At 73.3% G+C, this 19,483-nt stretch carries 15 protein-coding genes; 8 read left to right on the top strand and 7 right to left on the bottom strand.

Going from position 1 to position 19,483, the window contains the following annotated elements; genetic code table 11:
• Positions 1–358: 358 nt before the first annotated feature.
• Entirely contained in the window at positions 359–775 is a 417-nt protein-coding gene (locus AB0D99_RS13230) for an RNHCP domain-containing protein (RefSeq protein ID WP_362359773.1), read from the bottom strand.
• Positions 776–801: 26 nt separating this feature from the next.
• Positions 802–1,173 (bottom strand): RNHCP domain-containing protein, encoded by a 372-nt coding sequence (locus AB0D99_RS13225; RefSeq protein ID WP_362359771.1) that lies wholly within the window; start codon positions 1,171–1,173, stop codon positions 802–804.
• Positions 1,174–1,715: 542 nt separating this feature from the next.
• Between AB0D99_RS13225 and AB0D99_RS13220 the strand changes: the two genes are divergently transcribed.
• From AB0D99_RS13220 to AB0D99_RS13205, 4 genes are read left to right on the top strand one after another with little or no spacing between them, the layout of a single operon-like run.
• On the top strand, positions 1,716–2,201 hold the full coding sequence (locus tag AB0D99_RS13220) for a hypothetical protein (RefSeq protein ID WP_362359769.1): 486 nt from the start codon (positions 1,716–1,718) through the stop codon (positions 2,199–2,201).
• Complete coding sequence (locus tag AB0D99_RS13215; RefSeq protein ID WP_362359767.1) at positions 2,201–2,845, top strand: hypothetical protein; 645 nt, start codon at positions 2,201–2,203, stop codon at positions 2,843–2,845. Before AB0D99_RS13220 ends, AB0D99_RS13215 begins: the two co-directional genes overlap by 1 nt.
• Positions 2,846–2,847: 2 nt before the next feature.
• Positions 2,848–7,566 carry a putative T7SS-secreted protein gene (locus AB0D99_RS13210; RefSeq protein WP_362359765.1) on the top strand — a complete coding sequence of 1,573 codons (4,719 nt, stop codon included), beginning with the start codon at positions 2,848–2,850 and terminating at the stop codon, positions 7,564–7,566.
• Between the two features lie 4 nt (positions 7,567–7,570).
• Positions 7,571–8,170 (top strand): pentapeptide repeat-containing protein, encoded by a 600-nt coding sequence (locus AB0D99_RS13205; protein WP_362359763.1) that lies wholly within the window; start codon positions 7,571–7,573, stop codon positions 8,168–8,170.
• 55 nt (positions 8,171–8,225) lie between these two features.
• Here AB0D99_RS13205 and AB0D99_RS13200 read toward each other — a convergent pair whose 3' ends face one another.
• The 3 genes from AB0D99_RS13200 to AB0D99_RS13190 are packed head-to-tail and all read right to left on the bottom strand — an operon-like array spanning position 8,226 to position 9,745.
• Positions 8,226–8,750: a GNAT family N-acetyltransferase gene (locus AB0D99_RS13200; protein WP_362359761.1), complete on the bottom strand. Its 525-nt coding sequence runs from the start codon at positions 8,748–8,750 to the stop codon at positions 8,226–8,228.
• 44 nt (positions 8,751–8,794) lie between these two features.
• A complete protein-coding gene (locus AB0D99_RS13195; protein ID WP_362359759.1) occupies positions 8,795–9,385 on the bottom strand; it encodes a helix-turn-helix domain-containing protein in 591 nt (196 codons plus the stop codon).
• Positions 9,386–9,445: 60 nt separating this feature from the next.
• Positions 9,446–9,745: a hypothetical protein gene (locus AB0D99_RS13190; protein ID WP_362359757.1), complete on the bottom strand. Its 300-nt coding sequence runs from the start codon at positions 9,743–9,745 to the stop codon at positions 9,446–9,448.
• A 161-nt stretch (positions 9,746–9,906) separates the two neighbouring features.
• On the opposite strand from AB0D99_RS13190, the gene AB0D99_RS13185 reads away from it, so the two are divergent.
• The gene (locus tag AB0D99_RS13185; RefSeq protein ID WP_362359755.1) at positions 9,907–10,650 is read left to right on the top strand and encodes a PP2C family serine/threonine-protein phosphatase; all 744 of its coding nucleotides are present in this window, start codon (positions 9,907–9,909) and stop codon (positions 10,648–10,650) included.
• Positions 10,651–10,653: 3 nt separating this feature from the next.
• Here the strand turns inward: AB0D99_RS13185 and AB0D99_RS13180 are convergent, their stop codons facing one another.
• Complete coding sequence (locus AB0D99_RS13180) at positions 10,654–11,964, bottom strand: hypothetical protein (protein ID WP_362359753.1); 1,311 nt, start codon at positions 11,962–11,964, stop codon at positions 10,654–10,656.
• Between the two features lie 185 nt (positions 11,965–12,149).
• Between AB0D99_RS13180 and AB0D99_RS13175 the strand changes: the two genes are divergently transcribed.
• The 3 genes from AB0D99_RS13175 (at position 12,150) to abc-f (ending at position 15,863) form a co-directional block, all read left to right on the top strand.
• The gene (locus AB0D99_RS13175) at positions 12,150–13,109 is read left to right on the top strand and encodes a D-2-hydroxyacid dehydrogenase family protein (RefSeq protein WP_362359797.1); all 960 of its coding nucleotides are present in this window, start codon (positions 12,150–12,152) and stop codon (positions 13,107–13,109) included.
• Between the two features lie 119 nt (positions 13,110–13,228).
• Positions 13,229–14,182: a nucleoside hydrolase gene (locus tag AB0D99_RS13170; RefSeq protein ID WP_362359751.1), complete on the top strand. Its 954-nt coding sequence runs from the start codon at positions 13,229–13,231 to the stop codon at positions 14,180–14,182.
• A 100-nt stretch (positions 14,183–14,282) separates the two neighbouring features.
• Positions 14,283–15,863 carry a ribosomal protection-like ABC-F family protein gene (gene abc-f / locus AB0D99_RS13165; protein ID WP_362359748.1) on the top strand — a complete coding sequence of 527 codons (1,581 nt, stop codon included), beginning with the start codon at positions 14,283–14,285 and terminating at the stop codon, positions 15,861–15,863.
• A 4-nt stretch (positions 15,864–15,867) separates the two neighbouring features.
• Here abc-f and cobN read toward each other — a convergent pair whose 3' ends face one another.
• Positions 15,868–19,473 (bottom strand): cobaltochelatase subunit CobN, encoded by a 3,606-nt coding sequence (gene cobN, locus AB0D99_RS13160; RefSeq protein WP_362359746.1) that lies wholly within the window; start codon positions 19,471–19,473, stop codon positions 15,868–15,870.
• Positions 19,474–19,483 lie beyond the last annotated feature (10 nt).

Here is a 19,483-nt window from a genome sequence, read left to right as displayed (position 1 = left end):
GCCCTCCCCGGCGGTGACCCGCACAGCTCCTCTTCCCGCACAGCTCTCCCCCCCCCGCCCCCGCGGGGGCCCCCCCCCCCCCCCCCCCCCCCGGGCCCCCCCCCCCCCCCCCCACCCCCCCCCCCCCCCCCCCCCCCCCCCCCCCCCCCCCGGCCCCCACGGCCGCGCGCCCCGGGGCCCGCGGGGCGCGGCTCGCCGACGCGGCGTGTGACGACGTACGTTCGCACCTCGCCCCCTTCCGGAACGATCGTCGGGAAGCCCCAGGTCGGCGACCTGGGGCTGCGCCGTTCTCGGTTGCTCCGGTGCGGGGGTGCGGATCGTGGCCGTCATGGGGCCGCTCGGTGCCGCCGCGGTCGGGTCACAGGGTGAGCAGGGCCCGGGCGGCGGCCTTCGGGGCGGCGAGGGGTCTGAGGGCGAGGCGGACCAGGGCGAGCGGGTTGTCGTCCCCGGCTATGCGGTTGGCGCTGAGCTCGCCGCAGGAGACGCACTCGTGGATGATCAGCCACTCGCCGTCCGGACGGACGGACAGGCCCAGGGCCTCCATCCGGCCGTGGCAGTCCGCGGCGCGGTCGCCGGGGACCCTCCGGTCGACGTGGAGGCTGGCCAGGCAGGTGGGGCAGTGGTTGCGGTGGGCGGTGCCGGGGGCGTCCAGGGGCACGTCGAGCCGGCAGGAGGTGCACCGGAAGGCGTTGGCCCGGTGACCTCCCCGCGTGTGCAGGACGTCCTTGCGCCGCTGCGGACGGCGTCGCCCTCGGCCGCTGTTGGTGCGTGACATGGCGGTGCTCCTTCCTCGACGGGCGATCAGAGGGTTCCGAACGCTTCGAGCGGGAAGGGCGGTTGGGCCAGCGGGCGGACCGCCATGCGCATCAGGACGAGCTGGTTGTCGTCGGCGGCGACCGGGTTCGAGGTGAGCTCGTCGCAGCGCGAGCAGCGGTGGATCACCCTCCAGTCGCCGTTGCGCGGCACCGCGACGGCGATCGGGGACATCAGGCCCTCGCAGTCGCTCGGACCGCCCTCGACGTGGTCGAGGACGTGCCGCGAGTGCAGGCAGGACGGGCAGTGGTCGCGCGGCGCGCCGTCGGCGGCGTCCGCGGACACGGTCAGCCCGCACCAGGCACAGGTGAAGGTGGTCAGGCCGAGGGTGTGGGTGGTCTTGGTGGTGTGGTCGGACACCCGGATGCTCCTTGCTGGGAAGTCGTCATGACAGCAAGAGCAGGCCGAGCGGCCTCGTCGGAGGCCCGAAACCGTCGTGGAACGACGGACGGGCGGATCAGAGCACCGGAGAACGCGTCCGGCAGCGGCCCGGGCGGGCGGGCGGTGGAAGGCTGCGGACGGTTACGCGGTACGGCGAGGCGCACTCGGCGCGGGCCGGGTCATCAAACACCCTTTTCCAGGGCACACAGGCCCAGAACGAAACAGAACGACGCGTGAAAGCTACCAGGGCGCCTTCCGGGGGTGTCAACGCGTTTTTTCGGCGCACCCCGGCGCACCCCGGCGCACCCGGACGCCTCCCGGCGCACCCGGCACACCCCGGCGGCCCCGCGCATGCCCAGCTCGCCGCACCTGCCCCCGGGGCACGCCCCGCTCGCTCGGACCCGGCGGTCAGGCTCCGGAGCGGCGCCGCGGAAGCGGCGTCGTGGAACCGAACTCCCGGCGCAGGCGTGTTCTCCCCTCAAGGCGGGGAGGCCCAATGGCGACGCCCGGGAGGAGAACCGATGAGCGACGGTGCGGCACTTGCGGAGCGGATCGCCGATCGGCGAGCCGGGCGGGGCGATCCCCGGGACATGGTGGGGGAGTTGCGGCGCGCCCTGCTCCTGGTCCCGGTGGACTCCCGCGGCCTGTGGACGGCGGAACTCGGCGGCGTGCGCTGGATCTGCGCCTTCACCGACGAGGCCGCGCTCGCCCGGTTCGCCCGGGCCCGGGACGCCCAGGCACCCGAACGACGGGCGCCACGACGAACCGAAGCACCGGAGCCGGGAGCAGCCGCAGCACAGGAGCCGTCGGAGGCCGGTGCCGCCTGGGAGTTCGCCGAGCTGCGCGGCGCCCGGCTCCTCGACGAGCTCATCCCCGCCATGGGGGTCCCCGCCGGAGTCGCCGTCGACATCGCCGATCCCGACGGCGCGATGCTCTTCCCACCGGCCCGCGGCATCGTCCCCGACGCCGTCGCCGTCGACGTCCCGGCCGAGGACGGGAGCGTCTGATGGGCGGCGGACCGGAGGACCTGCGGTTCGACGCGGAGAGCATCAAGAAGATCACCGAGGGCCTCCGGGCGGCCACCGCGGAGCTGCGCGACATGGGCACGGGCACGGGCGCCGTCCTCGGGAAGGGGTTCTCGGAGCTCGCGATGACCGGCATGGAGGCCGGGCACCACGGGCTGTCCGTGGACTTCGAGGACTACTGCGAGCGCTGGGAGTGGGGCGTACGGGCGTTGATCCAGGACGCCAACACCATCGCGGCGACGCTGGGCCTCGCCGCCGGGCTCGTCTGGGAGGAGGACCAGTACCTCCAGGGCACGTTCAAGATCGCGGTGAACGCCGCCGTCGGCAATCCGCACGCCTCCGAGGCGGACATCGTCAAGCAGGACTGGGGCGACGTGTTCACCCCCGACTATCTGAACCCCGACTGGAGTGCCGAGTCCTTCGAGCGCGCCGGTGACGAGATGGGGCAGACCTGGAAGGACACCGGGCGGGCGCTCGTCACCGAGGGGAACGGCGGGCGCCAGTCGCGGATCCTCAACGAGATCCTCGGCGTGGACCAGGGCGCGTTCGACCGCGCGGTGGACGACACCTTCGGCCCGTCTCCCGAGGAGCGGGCCGCCCAGCAACGCAACGGTGGGGGGAACTGACCGTGGGCATCGGGGACTTCGTCAGCGACATCACGCCCGACGTCATCGAGGACGCGGTCGAGGACGGCGTGGAGTGGGCCGGCAACCGGGTCGAGGACGCCGGCAACTGGACCGCGGACCGGCTGGAGGACGTCGGCTGGGAGTCCGGCGCGGACTGGGTGCGCGAGCAGTCGCGTTCACTGGCCAACCGGATGGGCGCCGAGGTCGACGAGATGGACCTCGGGCAGACGGAGGACAAGACCAAGCTGATCTACGGCAGCCCGTCCAAGCTGCGCTCCACAGCCTCCCACCTGCGCGATCTCCAGTCGTCGTTCTCCAAGGTGGGCACGGGGCTCAAGGGGCTCGACTCGTCCGCCGTCAAGGGCGAGGCGGCAGACGCCTTCCGCGAGACCGTGGCGATCGAACCGCCGAAGTGGTTCAAGGGCGCGGACGCCTTCGGGAAGGCCGCCGACGCCGTCGCGAGCTTCGCGCTGACGGTGGAGTGGGCGCAGATGCAGGCGCAGATGGCCATCGACAAGTGGAAGGCCGGGACCAAGGCGTCCGAGAACGCCGCGAACGCCCACAACAAGCAGGTCGACGACTACAACAAGGCCGTCGACGGCTACAACGCCCAGCCCGCCGACAAGCGGAACCCGTCCTCCCTGCCGCCGAAACCGGGCGCGTTCAGCGATCCCGGCAAGGCACAGATGGAGGAGGCGCAGGAGATCCTCGCCGAGGCCCGCAAGCAGCGGAACTCGGCGGCGGAGACGGCGCGTACGGCGGTACGGGCGGCCCGGGACGAGGCCCCGGCCAAGCCGAGCTACGCCGAGCAGGCCATGGACGGCCTCCAGGAACTGCAGGTGATGAAGGACCATTTCGGCGCGGGCGTCATCAAGGGCACCGCCGGCCTGGTCACCTTCGTCCGGGGCATCAACCCCACCGACCCGTACAACATCACCCACCCCGCCGAGTACGTCACCAATCTGAACAGCCTGGCCTCCGGGCTCGTCCTCGCCGCCAACGACCCCTGGGGCACCGGCAAGGCGATGATCGACGGCTTCATGAAGGACCCCGCCGAGGGCTTCGGCCGGCTCGTCCCCGACGCGCTGCTGACCGCGGCGACCGCCGGTGCCGGCGGCGCGGTCAAGGGCGTGCGGGTCGCTGCGGACGCGGCGGACATGGCCAGTGACGCGAACAAGGCCCGCAGGCTGCTCGACAACGGCCCCAACGGCACCCACAACCGGCCCGACGGCCAGCGTCTGGTCGACGAGACCGACCCGGTGGACCTGGCCTCGGGCCGGATGTTCCTGCCCCAGACGGACGTGGTCCTGCCCGGCACGCTCCCGCTGGCGTTCACCCGGCGCGTCGAGTCCGGCTACACCGCGGGCCGCTTCTTCGGCCCGTCCTGGTCCTCCACCGTGGACGAGCACCTGGAGATCGACGCGCGCGGGGTCGTCCACGTCACCGACGACGGGCTCCTCCTCACGTACCCGCATCCGGTGCCCGGGGTCCCCACCCTCCCCGAGTCCGGCACCGTGCGCCGCCTCCTCACCCGCGACGCGAGCGGCGACTACGCCCTCACCGACCCCGAGTCGGGTCTGACCCGCCACTTCACCGCGCCGCCCGGCGTCGCGCCCGGTGACGACGGCGACGCCTGGCTCGTCCACACCGCCGACCGGAGCGGCCACACCGTCAGCGTCGACCGGGGTACGGACGGCACCCCGCTCGCCCTCGCCGACTCCGCGGGCCGCCGCCTGGCCGTCGCCACGGAGGGCGGCCGGGTGACCGGCCTGGCCCTGGAACTCCCCGACGGCGCCCTGCGGGACGTCGTCCGCTACGCCTACACGGACGGCGACCTCACCGGGGTCACCAGGCCCTCCGGCGCCACCCTCGCCTTCGAGTACGACGAGCGGCGGAGGGTGATCGCCTGGATCGACTCCAACGACAGCCGCTACGACTACGCCTACGACGAGCACGACCGGGTGATCGGCGAGGGCGGGCAGGCCGGACACGTCCAGCTCACCCTGGCGTACGGCTCGCCCGACCCGGCCACGGGCCACCGCGTCACCACGCTGACCACCGCCGACGGCCGGGTCGTCCGCCATCTGATCGACGACGCCTGCCGGGTCGTCGCCACCACCGACCCGCTCGGCCACCTCACCCGCTTCACCCACGACGCGCGCGGCAACCTCCTGACCCGCACCGACCCCCTGGGCCGTGTCACCGCCTTCTCGTACGACGACGAGGGCCGGCTCCTCTCGGTGCTCCGCGCCGACGGCAGCCGCATCGGCACCGTCCGCGACGCCCGCGGCCTGCCGGTGGAGTTCACCGACTCGGACGGCGGGCGCACGCTCCAGGAGTTCGACGAGCTGGGCAACCTCACCGCGGTCACGGACCCGGGCGGCCACACCACCCGGTACGCCTACGACGACCGCGGCCATCTCCGCTCCGCCACGGACGTGTTCGGCGCCGTCACCACCTTCCGCTGCGACCCGGCCGGGCTGCCGCTGGAGGTGACCGATCCGCTCGGCGGCACCACCCGGTGCGAGCGGGACGCCTTCGGCCGGCTCACCCGCATCACCGACGCCCTCGGCGCGTCCACCATCCTCGAATGGAACGCCGACGGCGACCTGGCCCGGCGCACCCTCCCGGACGGCTCCACCGAGTCGTGGACGTACGACGGCGAGGGCAACTGCCTCTCCCGCACCGACCCGACGGGCCTCACGACCCGCTTCGAGTACACCCACTTCGACCTGCTCGCCGCCCGCACCGGCCCGGACGGGGCCCGCCACACCTTCGAGCACGACGCCGCGCTGCGCCTCACCCGGGTCACCGACCCGCAGGGCCTGACCTGGACGTACGACTACGACCGGGCCGGCCGCATGGTGTCCGAGACCGACTTCGACGGACGTACCGTCGACTACACGATCGATCCGGCGGGACAGGTCGCCGCCCGCACCACCCCCACGGGCGAGACCGTCACCTACGAACGGGACGCGCTCGACCGGGTCGTCCGCAAGGACGCGGCGGGCGCCGTCACCACCTACGCCTATGACGCGGCCGGACGGATGGTCCGGGCCACGGGCCCCGACGCCGAGCTGCTCCGGACGTACGGCCGTCGCGGCGAGCTCAAGGCCGAACTCGTCGACGGCCGCCCCCTCACCTACGCCTACGACGACGCGGGGCGCCGGACGCGCCGCGTGACCCCCACCGGACACCTCACCTCCTACGGCTACGACGCGGCCGGCCTCCTCACCCGGCTGACCAGCGGGACGCGCCGGATCGACTTCGCCCACGACGCGGCGGGGCGCGAGCTGCGGCGCGCCTTCGGCGACTCGCTGGCCCTGGCCTCGTCCTGGGACGCGGCCGGCCGGCTGACCGGCCAGCACCTCACCGCCGGCGACCGCACGGTCAACCGGCGCGCCTACACCTACCGCGCCGACGGGCACCTCACCGCGCTCGACGACGCCCTGCGCGGTTCGTTCCGCTACGACCTGGACGCCACGGGCCGGGTGACGACGGTGACGGCCGCCGGCTGGACGGAGCGGTACGCCTACGACGCGGCCGGCAACCAGACCTCCGCGTCCTGGCCCGACAGCCATCCCGGCCACGAGGCGACGGGCCCCCGCGGCTACACGGGGACCGTGGTGACCCGCGCGGGCGCGGTGCGGTACGAGCACGACGCCGGCGGCCGGATCACCGTGCGCCGCAGGACCCGGCTGTCCCGGAAGCCCGACACCTGGCGGTACGGCTGGGACGCGGAGGACCGGCTCACCGCGGTCACCACCCCCGACGGCACCCGCTGGCGCTACCGGTACGACCCACTGGGCCGGCGCACGGCGAAGCAGCGCCTGGGCGACGACGGGGAGACGGTCGTCGAGGAGGTCCGCTTCACCTGGGACGGCTCGACCCTGTGCGAACAGACCACCACCGCCGACGGGATGCCCCGCCCGGTGACCCTGACCTGGGACCACCGGCAGAACCGGCCGCTGGCCCAGACGGAGCGCGTGCTCGGCACGGACGCCTCCCAGGAGGTCTTCGACGAACGCTTCTTCGCGATCGCCACCGACATCGTGGGTACGCCCACCGAACTCGTCGACGAGGCGGGGGAAGCGGCCTGGTACGCCCGTGCCACGCTCTGGGGCACCACCGCGTGGAACAGCTCCGCGACCGCGTACACCCCACTGCGTTTCCCGGGGCAGTACTACGACCCGGAGACCGGGCTCCACCACAACTACTTCCGGCAGTACGACCCCGAGACGGCCCGCTATCTGACGCCCGACCCGCTGGGCCTCACCCCGGCGCCGAACCCGGCCGCCTACGTCCACAACCCGTTCACCTGGTCCGACCCGCTGGGTCTCTCGCCGTACCGGGGCCTCGGCCTCAGCGACGAGGCGATGAACGCCATCCAGAAGCTGGAGAACATCAAGGCCGACCCGATCGGCCGCATCAACTCCGAGCCCAACCACAACCACTACTCGGCGGCGCGACGGGAGGCCGGGGGCGAGGTGGTGGCCCGTAAGCCGGACGGAACACCGTACGACCACGTCGCGGACCTGACGCAGGCACAGCAGGGGCTGGAGAACGTGCGCAAGGCGCTGTGGAGGGAGATGGAACGGCTGCCCGAAGGCATGACGGAACGCGGCCTCGAAGTCCTCCTGAAGAAGCACGACGAGACCGTCTACCACCTCGACCGTGTGAAAGGCTTCCTGCACCAGATCCAGAACAGGAACGGAGGGTAGGCGGATGACCGACGACACCGGCCACGAGGCAGACGTCCGGGACCGGTGGGGGCGGCCGGAGAACACCTCCGTCCTCGCCGAACTGCGCGACGCCCTGACCGGCGGCGGCGACTGGCGCTCCCTGGTGCGCGCGTGGACCCAGCCGTGGGGCAACGACAACGACCTCGCGGGCATCCCGCTCGCGGGGGCCGACCTCGCGGGCGTGGACCTGACGGGCGTCCATCTGAGCTACGCCGACCTGCGGGGCTGCGACCTCACCGGCTGCGACCTCACCGACGCGTTCCTGACCGGCGCCGACCTCGGCGGGGCCACGCTCGTGGACGCGACGCTGACACGGGTGAACGGCGGCCTGTGCGACCTCACCGGCGCCGACCTCGGCGGCGCCCGGGCCGACGACGCGACGTTCTCCCGCGCGCGGCTGATCGGCGCCAGCCTGCGCGGCGCCTCGCTGCGCCGCGCGAAGTTCGTCGGCGCCGAGCTCACCGACGCCGACCTCTCGCGGGCGGACCTGTCGGAGGCCGTGCTGATCGCGGCCAGGACCGAGGGGGCGGTCCTGACCGACGCGGTCCTGGACGGCGCACGACGCGGCTCGCTCAGCCCCTGAGACCGAACGGCCCGGGGGGCGGCCACGACGCGGGTCGCTCAGCCCGTGAGGCCGCTCAGGCGGGCGTGAGCGCCTTGTAGAAGAAGCTGCAGTCCCGCAGGGCGCCCGTGGGGTCGGTGGCGTAGGCGGGGACCGTGCCGAAGCGGGTCCAGCCGGTCGTGGCGTAGAGGAGTTCGGCGGCGCTGTCGCTCTCGGTGTCGAGGAGCAGCAGGGTGACGCCCGCCTCCCGGGCGGCCCGTTCGGCCGTGGACAGCAGACGGCGGGCCAGGCCCCGGCCCCGGGCCTTCCGGTGGACCATCAGCTTGACGATCTCGGCGCGGTGGCGGCCGTTGGCCCTGGGTTCGAGGGCGAGGCTCACCGTGCCGACGACGCCCTCGGGGGTGCGGGCGGCCCAGACCCTCAGGGTGCCGTCGTCGAGCGCGGGCCGCCGGGTGTGCCACCAGGCGGCCGCGGCCTCGTGGCCGAAGGGCTGCAGGAAGCCCAGCGACGCGCCGCTCGCGACGCCGTCGGCCAGGACGTCGGCCAGGCCGTCGACGGCACCGGCGAACGTCTCGGGGGAGAGCAGGGTGATGGTGGGCATGGCGTTCGGTTCCTCGCTTCGGCCGGGTCGTCGGGGCGGCGCGCTCAGGGCAGGACGATCAGCAGCGCGTACCGCACCGGTTCCGCGCCCCGGCAGCGGAAGCGCGAGCGTCCCCAGAGCCGGAACCGCAGGCAGTCCCCCGCCGCCAGCTCGTGCGCGCGGCCGCCCTCGGTGACCTCCAGGGCGCCTTCGAGGACCCAGATGTGCTGTTCGAGGCCGGCGACCGGAGGCCCGTCGTACGCGATGTCCGCCCCGGGTCTCAGCACCCCTTCGACGAGCTCGCCGCGCAGTCCGGGATGCGGCGGCGAGACCGAGCGGCGGGTGAACCCCACGGACTCGTCCCGCCACACCTCCTGGCGCTCGGCGCGGACCACCGGCGGCGGCTCGGACTCCACCTCGGCGAGGAGCTGGGACATCGTCAGCCCGTATGCCGCGCACAGCCTGCCCAGCAGGACCGCCGTCGGGCTCAGCTCGACCCGCTCCAGGCGCGACAGGGTCGACCGGCTCGCTCCCGTACGGCCGGCCAGGTCGTCGAGCGACCAGCCGCGCTCCGTGCGCAGCTCGGCGAGACGGCCCGCAAGACGGGTGTCGAGCGGGGCCGGTCCGGACTCGTCACCCGATGCCACTGATCCCATATCCGAGAACCTATCTCAGATCTGGGATTCCCTGCCAGGGCCGTCCCGTTCCCGGGAGCCCTACGGCGCCAGCCGGCTGAACGCCACCTCGAAGTGCTCCACCGACACCACCCGCTGCCCCTCCCGCTGGGACGACTCGTCCCGCACCTCGGCCGCCCGGTCCTCACTGGCCACCATGGCCTCCTCGTCCTCCCACAGGGTCAGCGAGGTCGCCTTCCCCGTGGCGCGGTCGACGAGGTAGTACGCGCCCTTGAAGCCCGGCAGGGTCTCCACCAGCTTGACGATCACCTCCGACTTGGCGGCCAGGTCGCCTTCCGACGGGACGGGTGACCCCTGGTACGTGCTCAGCCTCGCGTACATCGACGGACGTCCTTTCCTCGGCGGCCAGGCAGCTCAGCACCAGCGTGCGACGGCGGGCCGCGCCCCGCATGTCAGCGCGGGACAATGGGGACGAGGAGGGCGCGGGGAGGACACGAGGAAGAGCCGGGGAGCGCGCGCGGAGGCGCGAGGAGGCGGACGCCGTGACGCCGTACATAGCCGTGACCGCCCTGAGCCATGCGGGGCTGCTGCGCGACCACAACGAGGACAGCCTCGTCGTCGGCCCGTGGACGCTCTGCGGGACGGTGACCGACAGCCCCCAGACGATGCTCTTCCCCCTCGACCGGCCCCTTCTCGTCGCCGTCGCCGACGGGCTTGGCGGGCAACCGGCCGGCGAGGTGGCCAGCGGTCTCGTCGTGCGCCGGCTCGCCGCCCTCGGACCGGCCCTGGTCGGCACGGAGGCGATGGGCGAGGCACTGGAGCTGTGCAACCGGGCCGTGTACGCGGCAGCCGACGGCCGCCCCGAACTGGCCACCATGGGCACCACGGTGGCGGGCACGCTCGTGCTGGAGGGGTCCCTGCTCTCCTTCAACGTCGGGGACAGCAAGGTGTACAGGGCGGCGCGGTCCGGGCTGCGCCAGGTCAGCGTGGACGACAGCCCGCCGCCGCTGCCCGGGCAGCGCACCACGTCGGCCGTCCTCCAGACCCTCGGCGGCAGCCACACGTACAACGCCGTCACGCCCCATGTCGCGAGCTTCCCGCTCTCGCTGGGCGACCGCTATCTGGTGTGCAGCGACGGTCTCACCGATCCGGTGCCGGACGAGGAGATCGAGGGCCTGCTGCGGGTGCACGACGACGGCAAGGCGGCCTTCGAGCTGTGGAAGGCCGCCATCGAGGCCGGCGGACCCGACAACATCTCGCTGGCACTGGTCCGGGTGGGGGACTGACCCTCACACGGGCTCGCGCTCGGGCTCCTTCTTCCCCTCCATCCCCTCCCCCTCGCCCTCGTCCGCGAGGAACTCCATCACCGCCAGGGCGAACAGCAGCGCCAGGGCCAGGCCGAGGACCACCCAGCCCGTCGGATGGCTCCAGAGGATGTACACCACGACCGCGACGGCCACCAGGATCCAGGTGATCCACGTCCGGTGCCGGCTGACGAACGGTCCGACGGGGCCGGTCCGCATGCCGACGCGGTCGGCCGTCTGCCGCATGGCCCTGATGCCCGAGTGCCACAGCTGACGCACCACCGTGGCCCATCGGCCGGGACCGGAGAGCCAGGCCGCGAGCGCCAGCACCACTCCGAGGACCACGACCATGCGGATCGTCGTCCGCAGGAGCCGGGTCAGGGCGTCGTAGACGGACTCGGCGGCCGCCTGCGAGACGGTGTCGGGCAGGGCGTTGAGATAGACCGTGCGGAAGACGGTCAGACCGACGGCGAGCACGAGGGCCGCGACGACGAAGCCGAGGGCCGCGGCGACCAGGGAGCGGCGCCGGCGGACGGAGAGCAGCACTCCGGCCGCGGCGAGCAGGACGGCGATGACCGGCAGCCAGAACCCCATGAGTTCGAGCAGCCGGAAGGCGGTCTTCACCTTCCCGATGTCGTCGGCCTTGAGGATGGTGAAGTCGGTGTGCACCTCGGGGATCTTCTCGGCGACCGTGAGGCCGGACTCGATCAGGCGCTGCTTGACCCGTTCGATGACGGGCGCGAGGTCGAGCGTCACCGTGTCGTTCTTGATCTCCACCGCCCCTTCGCCGCTGCCGGTGAGGGCGCGGACGAGGGAGGTGTGGATCGCCCGGTTGGCGTCGGTCCAGACCGTCTCGAAGGCGTCCGAGGAGACGACCTCCTGCGCCTTCTCGTGGACGAAGCTCTGGACCGCGCTCTCCAGGGAGTCACCCAGACGGCCCAGTGCCTTTGCCAGGAGGGGGCGTTGCTCCGGGGCGACGCCCTCCAGGAGGGCCTGCAGGTCGATGTGTTCCATGACCGCGCCGGTGACCCGGTTCGCCACGGCGGCCTGCACGTCCGGATCGGAGGCGAGCGGCTCGACCGTGGCGACGTAACGGTCGGTGTCGCCGACGATGTCGGCCGTCCAGGCGGCGACGATCCCCAGCGGGGCGAGGACGCAGCCGATGACGATCAACAACGCGGCGAAGAAGGAGCGCAGCCGGTGGCGGCGCACGGGCGGTCGCCCGGTCTCCGCCTCCAGGGCGGCGACCCGCGCCCGCAGCGCCTCCAGTTCGCGGTCGGAGTCCGGTGTGTTCATCACTCCGCTTTCCCGAGCATTCGCCGATATCGCGAGGAATCAGGCCAATTCTCCGAGCGGGCGGGAGGTTTGTCGCCCGGGGCTGGGCCGATCGCGCCCCGTCACCCGGGCGCCGCAGCGCCGGCGGGTGGACCACGGACCCCTGTCGTACGATCGACGGTCCGCGCGATCATGGGGGCATGGTCATGAAGCAGCGCTGTGCCGTACTCGACGACTACCAGGGCGTCGCCCTCTCCTTCGCCGACTGGAGTCCGCTCGCCGACCGCGTCGACGTCCGCGTGCTGCGCGAGCACCTGACCGACCGCGACGCGCTCGTCGCCGCGATCGAGGACTGCGAGATCGTGGTCGTGATGCGGGAACGGACACCGATGGACGCCGAGTTGCTGAAGCGGCTGCCACGGCTGCGGCTGATCGTCACGTCCGGGATGCGCAACGCCTCGATCGACCTGACCGCAGCGGCCGGGCTGGGCATCACCGTCTGCGGTACGGCCAGCAGCTCCGAGCCGCCCGCCGAGCTCACCTGGGCCCTGATCCTGGGTCTGGCCCGGCAGGTGCGGACCGAGGCGCAGGCGCTGCGCGAAGGCGGGCCCTGGCAGTCGACCGTGGGGATGGACCTGGCGGGCCGGACGCTCGGGCTGGTCGGCCTCGGCAAGATCGGCGGCCGGGTCGCCCGCATCGGGCTCGCCTTCGGCATGGACGTCCTCGCCTGGAGCCCGAACCTGACGCGGGAGCGGGCCGCGGAATGCGGTGTGGCCCTCGCGCCGGGCAAGCGGGAGCTGATGGAGCGCAGCGACATCGTCTCGCTGCACATGGTGCTCTCGGACCGCACCCAGGTCCTGATCGGCGAGGCCGAACTCGACGCGATGCGCCCGTCCGCCTACCTGGTCAACACCTCCCGCGCGGGTCTGGTCGACGGCGAGGCGCTGCTGCGGGCGCTGCGCGAGGGCCGGATCGCGGGGGCGGGGCTCGATGTCTTCGCCACCGAACCGCTCGCCCCCGAGGACCCGCTGCGCACGCTGCCGAACGTCCTCGCGCTGCCCCACCTCGGGTACGTGACGGAGGGCAACTACGCCCGCTACTTCGGGCAGGCGGTCGAGGACATCGAGGCGTATCTGCAGGGCAGGCCGGTACGGACGCTGGGGTAGCGGCGACGGTACGGACGCGGGGCCGGTCCCTGGTGGACACCGGGCTCGCCCTCCCGGACGGACGCCGGGCGGCCGCGCGGGCGGGTGACGCGTGGGCGGTCGTGTGGGACGGTGGACGTATGCCGGTACCCGTGATCCTCGACTGCGATCCCGGTCACGACGACGCCTTCAACATCCTGCTGGCCGCGGCGCATCCGGCGGTCGATCTGCTGGCCATCACCACCGTGGCGGGCAATCAGACGGTGGAGAAGACCACCCTCAACGCCCGTCGGGTGTGCGCGGTCGCCGGGATCCGGGGGGTGCCGATCGCGGCCGGCCGGTCCCGCCCCCTGCACGGCGCGCCGCTGGTCGCCGAGAACATCCACGGCGGGTCCGGGCTCGACGGGCCCGGGTTCGGCGAAGGGGAGCCCGACGTCCCGCAGGACCCGCGGGACGCCCTCACCCTCGTCCGGGACGTCCTGCTCACCCAGCCGGCCCCCGTGACGCTGGTCCCGACCGGGCCGCTGACCAACATCGCGACGCTGCTGCTCGCCCATCCGGAGCTGACCCGGCGGATCGAGCGGATCGTGCTGATGGGCGGATCGACCGGGCGCGGGAACACCACGCCGGCCGCCGAGTTCAACATCCTCTGCGACCCGGAGGCGGCGGACATCGTCTTCGCCAGCGGGGTGCCGATCACGATGTTCGGGCTCAACGCCACCCATCAGGCCCAGGCGACCCCGGACGTCATCTCCCGCATCGCCGCGCTGGGCACACCGCTCGCCAGGCTCTGCATCGAGCTGCTCACCTTCTTCGCCGCCACCTACCGCGAGGTCTACGGCTTCGACGCCCCGCCGCTGCACGATCCGCTGACCGTGGCGCATCTGATCGACCCCTCGCTGATCAGCCTGGTGCGGGCGGCGGTGACGATCGAGCTGACGGGCACCCACACGCGCGGGGCGACGGTCGTGGACCTGGACGGGGTGACGGGCCGCCCGCCCAACGCGGAGGTGGGCATGGAGGTCGACGTGCCGGGCTTCTGGGACCTGATCGTGGAGGCCGTGCGGGTGCTGGGCGAGCGATCCACGAACTGACGAGACGGAACGTCTTGCGGAATGACGGCCGGTCCCCTATGGTCGAGGAACACGAGACGAGACGTCTCGTATCGTCATCCCCGAGTCAAAGGATCCGCCCTTGTTCCGTGTCCAACTCACCGACGTCACCAAGCGCTTCGACGACCGGCTCGTCCTCGACCGGGTCTCCCTCACCGTCCGGCCCGGCGAACGCGTCGGCGTCGTCGGCGACAACGGCTCCGGGAAGTCCACCTTCCTCCGGCTCCTCGCCGGCCTGGAACAGCCCGACAACGGCACCGTCGCCGTGGACTCCCCCGGCGGGCTCGGCCACCTCGCCCAGACCCTCGACCTTCCCGGCACCGCACGCGTCGGCGACGCGGTCGACCTCGCGCTCGCCGACGTACGGAAGCTGGAGCGGGCGATCCGGACCGCCGAGACGGAACTCGCCGACACCGGGGACCTCGACGGATACGCCGCCCTCGTCGCCGCCTACGACGCCAGGGGCGGACAGGACGCCGACCGCCGCGTCGAGACGACCCTGCGGCAGCTCGGCGAGCGGGAGCCGCTCGACCGCGACCGCCTTCTCGGCACGCTCTCCGGCGGGCAGCGCTCCCGGCTCGCGCTCGCCGCGACGCTGGCCGCGGACCCCGAACTGCTGCTGCTCGACGAGCCGACCAACGACCTCGACGACGAGGCCGTGGCCTGGCTGGAGGAACGGCTTCGCACCCATCGCGGGACCGTCGTCGCCGTCACCCACGACCGGGCCTTCCTCGACCGGGTCACCACCGCGGTCCTGGAGGTGAACGACGAGCTGCGGACGGTCCGCAGATACGGCAACGGCTACGCCGGCTACCTCACCGGCCGCGCGGCCGAACGGGCCCGGCGGGAGCGGGAGTACGAGGACTGGCGGGCCGAGACCGCCCGGTACGCGGCGCTCGCCGACGCGAACATCGACCGCTTCTCCGCCATCCCGCGCAAGGCCCCGGCGGCCTTCAGCGGAGCGGGCGCCTTCCGTGCCCGGTCACGGGCGCACGGCGCGATGAGCAGGATCCGGGCCGCCCGCGAGAAGCTCCAGCGGCTCACCGAGAACGCGGTGGCCGCCCCGCCCGAACCGCTGCGGTTCACCGCCGGCATCGAGGGCTCGGCGGGCCCGGTCGCCCTGACCGACATCCGGGTGGAGGGCCGGCTGCGGCTCGACTCCCTGCACCTGGCCCCCGGCGAACGGCTCCTGGTCACCGGCCCGAACGGCGCCGGCAAGACCACGCTCCTCAAGGTCCTCGCCGGCGAACTGCGCCCCGACGGCGGGACGGTGACCGCCCCTCGCCGGGTCGGGATGCTCCGCCAGGACACCGGCCTGCCGGACGACCCCCGCACGCTCGCCGCGGCGTTCGGACCGGGCCGGGAGGAGGAACTGCTGCGGCTCGGGCTCTTCCGGGCGGCCGATCTGTCCACGCCGGTACGGGAGTTGTCGACGGGCCAGCGGCGCAAGCTGGAACTGGCCCGCCTGGTCGGCCGCCCGTCGGACCTGCTCCTCCTCGACGAACCGACCAACCACCTGGCGCCCGGGCTGGTGGAGGAGCTGGAGGCCGCCCTCGCCACCTACCCGGGCACCCTGGTGATCGTCACCCACGACCGCCGGATCCGGGCCGGATTCCGGGGCCGGCGACTCGACCTGGCCCCGGCCCACGCGACGTCCGTGTAGAGGGTCAGCCCTCGGCGCCGTCCTCCAGGTCGCCCTCCGTGTCCAGGAAGACCTGGCGCAGGGCGGCCAGGGTCTCCGGGTCCGGCTTCTCCCACATGCCGCGCGACTCGGCCTCCAGGAGGCGCTCCGCGATGCCGTGCAGGGCCCAGGGGTTGGCCTCCTTCAGGAACGCCTGGTTCTCCGGGTCGAGGACGTACGTCTCCGTGAGCTTGTCGTACATCCAGTCGGCGACCACACCGGTCGTCGCGTCGTAGCCGAAGAGGTAGTCGACCGTCGCCGCGAGCTCGAACGCGCCCTTGTAGCCGTGGCGGCGCATCGCCTCGATCCACTTCGGGTTGACCACCCGGGCACGGAAGACCCGCGAGGTCTCCTCGACGAGGGTCCGCGTGCGGACCGTCTCCGGGCGGGTGGAGTCGCCGATGTACGCCTCGGGCGACTGGCCGGTCAGCGCCCGGACCGTCGCCACCATGCCGCCGTGGTACTGGAAGTAGTCGTCCGAGTCGGCGATGTCGTGCTCGCGGGTGTCCGTGTTCTTCGCGGCCACCGCGATCCGCTTGTACGCCGTCTCCATCTCCGAGCGCGCCGGACGGCCTTCGAGACCGCGGCCGTACGCGTAGCCGCCCCAGACCGTGTACACCTCGGCGAGGTCCGCGTCCGTGCGCCAGTCGCGCGAGTCGATCAGCTGCAGGATGCCCGCGCCGTACGTCCCCGGCCGGGAGCCGAAGATCCGGGTGGTCGCCCGCCGCTCGTCGCCGTGCTCCGCCAGATCGGCCTGCGCGTGCGCCCGGACGAAGTTGTCCCCGGCCGGCTCGTCGAGCGAGGCGGCCAGCCGCACCGCGTCGTCGAGGAGCCCGATGACGTGCGGGAACGCGTCCCGGAAGAAGCCCGAGATGCGCAGCGTCACGTCGATGCGAGGACGTCCCAGCTCGGCGAGCGGGATCGGCTCCAGACCGTTCACCCGGCGCGAGGCGTCGTCCCACGTCGGGCGGATGCCGAGCAGGGCCAGCGCCTCGGCCACGTCGTCGCCCGCCGTGCGCATCGCGCTCGTCCCCCACAGGGAGAGACCGACGGAGGTGGGCCACTCGCCGTTGTCGGAGCGGTAGCGCTCCAGGAGCGAGTCGGCGAGCGCCTGGCCGGTCTCCCACGCCAGACGGGAGGGGACGGCCTTCGGGTCGACGGAGTAGAAGTTCCGGCCGGTCGGCAGCACGTTCACCAGACCGCGCAGCGGCGAACCGGACGGGCCGGCCGGCACGAAGCCGCCGTTCAACGCGTGTACGGCGTGCGCGAGTTCGTCGGTCGTCGCCGACAGCCGCGGCACGACCTGCTCGCAGGCGAAGCGGAGCACGGCCCGGACGTCGTCCCCGTACGCGTCGGCGACCTCGGCGACCGCGTCCACGGACCAGTCCGCCGCCTCCATCGCCTCGACCAGCTCCCGCGCGGTCGCCTCCGCCTGGTCGGCGGTGGTCCGGGTCGCGGCCGACTCGTCCAGGCCCAGGGCCTCGCGCAGACCCGGCAGGGCCTGCGTACCGCCCCAGATCTGCCGGGCGCGCAGGATCGACAGCACGAGGTTCACCCGCGCCTCGCCCACCGGCGCCCCGCCGAGCACGTGGAGACCGTCCCTGATCTGCGCGTCCTTGACCTCGCACAGCCAGCCGTCGACATGCAGCAGGAAGTCGTCGAAGCCGTCGTCCTCCGGGCGGTCCTCCATCCCCAGGTCGTGGTCGAGCTTCGCCGCCTGGATCAGCGTCCAGATCTGCGCGCGGATCGCGGGCAGCTTGGACGGGTCCATGGAGGAGATCTGCGCGTACTCGTCGAGCAGCTGCTCCAGGCGCGCGATGTCGCCGTACGAGTCGGCGCGCGCCATCGGCGGCACCAGGTGGTCGACGAGCGTGGCGTGCACACGGCGCTTGGCCTGCGTGCCCTCGCCCGGGTCGTTGACCAGGAACGGGTAGACCAGCGGGATGTCGCCCAGCGCGGCGTCCGGGCCGCAGGCGGCCGACAGGCCCGCGTTCTTGCCGGGCAGCCACTCCAGGTTGCCGTGCTTGCCCAGGTGGACCATCGCGTCCGCGCCGAAGCCGCCGTCCTCGGCGCGCGCCGCGATCCAGCGGTAGGCGGCCAGGTAGTGGTGGGACGGCGGGAGATCAGGGTCGTGGTAGATCGCGATCGGGTTCTCGCCGAAGCCGCGCGGCGGCTGGATCAGGATCAGCAGGTTCCCGCGCCGCAGCGCGGCGAGGACGATGTCGCCCTCCGGATTGCGGGACCGGTCGAGGAACATCTCGCCGGGCGCCGGACCCCAGTGCTCCTCGACCTCCTCGCGCAGCTCGGCCGGGAGCTGCGCGTACCAGCGCTTGTAGTCGGCCGCCGGGATGCGGACCGGGTTCTTCGCCAGCTGCTCCTCGGTCAGCCAGTCCTGGTCGTGCCCGCCGGCCTCGATCAGGGCGTAGATCAGCTCGTCGCCGTCGCCGGAGACCAGGCCCGGAATGTCCTCGACCGGACCGAAGTCGTATCCCTCCTCCCGCAGTCGGCGCAGCAGCGCGACGGCGGAGGCGGGGGTGTCCAGACCGACCGCGTTGCCGATCCGGGAGTGCTTGGTCGGGTACGCGGACAGGACCAGGGCGAGCTTCTTCTCGGCGTTCGGGATGTGGCGGAGCCGGGCGTGACGGACCGCGATCCCGGCGACGCGGGCGGCCCGTTCGGCGTCGGCGACGTACGCGGGCAAACCGTCCTCGTCGATCTCCTTGAACGAGAACGGAACGGTGATGAGCCGGCCGTCGAACTCGGGGACGGCGACCTGGCTCGCCGCGTCCAGCGGGGAGAGACCCTCGTCGTTCTCCTCCCAGGCCGCGCGCGAACCGGTCAGGCAGAGCGCCTGGAGGATCGGCACGTCGAGCGCGGCCAGCGCGCCCGCGTCCCATGCCTCCTCGTCGCCGCCGGCCTGCGCCTCGGCGGGCTTGGTGCCGCCCGCCGCGAGGACGGTGGTGACGACCGCGTCGGCGGTGCGGAGCCGGTCGAGCAGCTCCGGCTCGGGGGCCCGCAGCGAGGCCACGTACAGCGGGAGGGGCCGGGCGCCGGCGTCCTCGATCGCCCCGCACAGCGCGTCCACGAAGCCGGTGTTCCCGCTCATGTGGTGGGCGCGGTAATAGAGCACGGCGACGGTGGGGCCGGTGGACGTGCGCGCGGTGCGCTCCAGCGGGCCCCAGGTCGGGGCGGCCGCCGGGGACTCGAAGCCGTGACCGGTGAGCAGAACGGTGTCGGAGAGGAAGCGGGCCAGCTGCTCCAGGTTCGCGGGGCCGCCGTGCGCCAGGTAGGCGTGCGCCTCGGTGGCGACACCGACGGGGACGGTGGACGCCTCCATCAGCTGGGCGTCGGGGGCCTGTTCGCCGCTGAGGACGACCATCGGCTTCCCGGCGGCGCGCACCGCGTCGAGGCCGTCCTCCCAGGAACGGAGGCCGCCGAGGAGGCGGACGACGACGAGCTCGGCCTCGGCCAGGAGGCCGGTCAGGTCGGCGAGGGGGAGACGGGCGGGGTTGGCGAAGCGGTACTCCACCGGGCCGCCGGCCGCGCGGGCGCTGAGCAGGTCGGTGTCGGAGTGCGACAGCAGCAGGAGCATGGCGAGCGCA

Source organism: Streptomyces sp. NPDC047971, from assembly GCF_040653355.1.
Lineage (GTDB): Bacteria > Actinomycetota > Actinomycetes > Streptomycetales > Streptomycetaceae > Streptomyces.
This window is presented reverse-complemented; position numbering and strand designations above follow the sequence as displayed.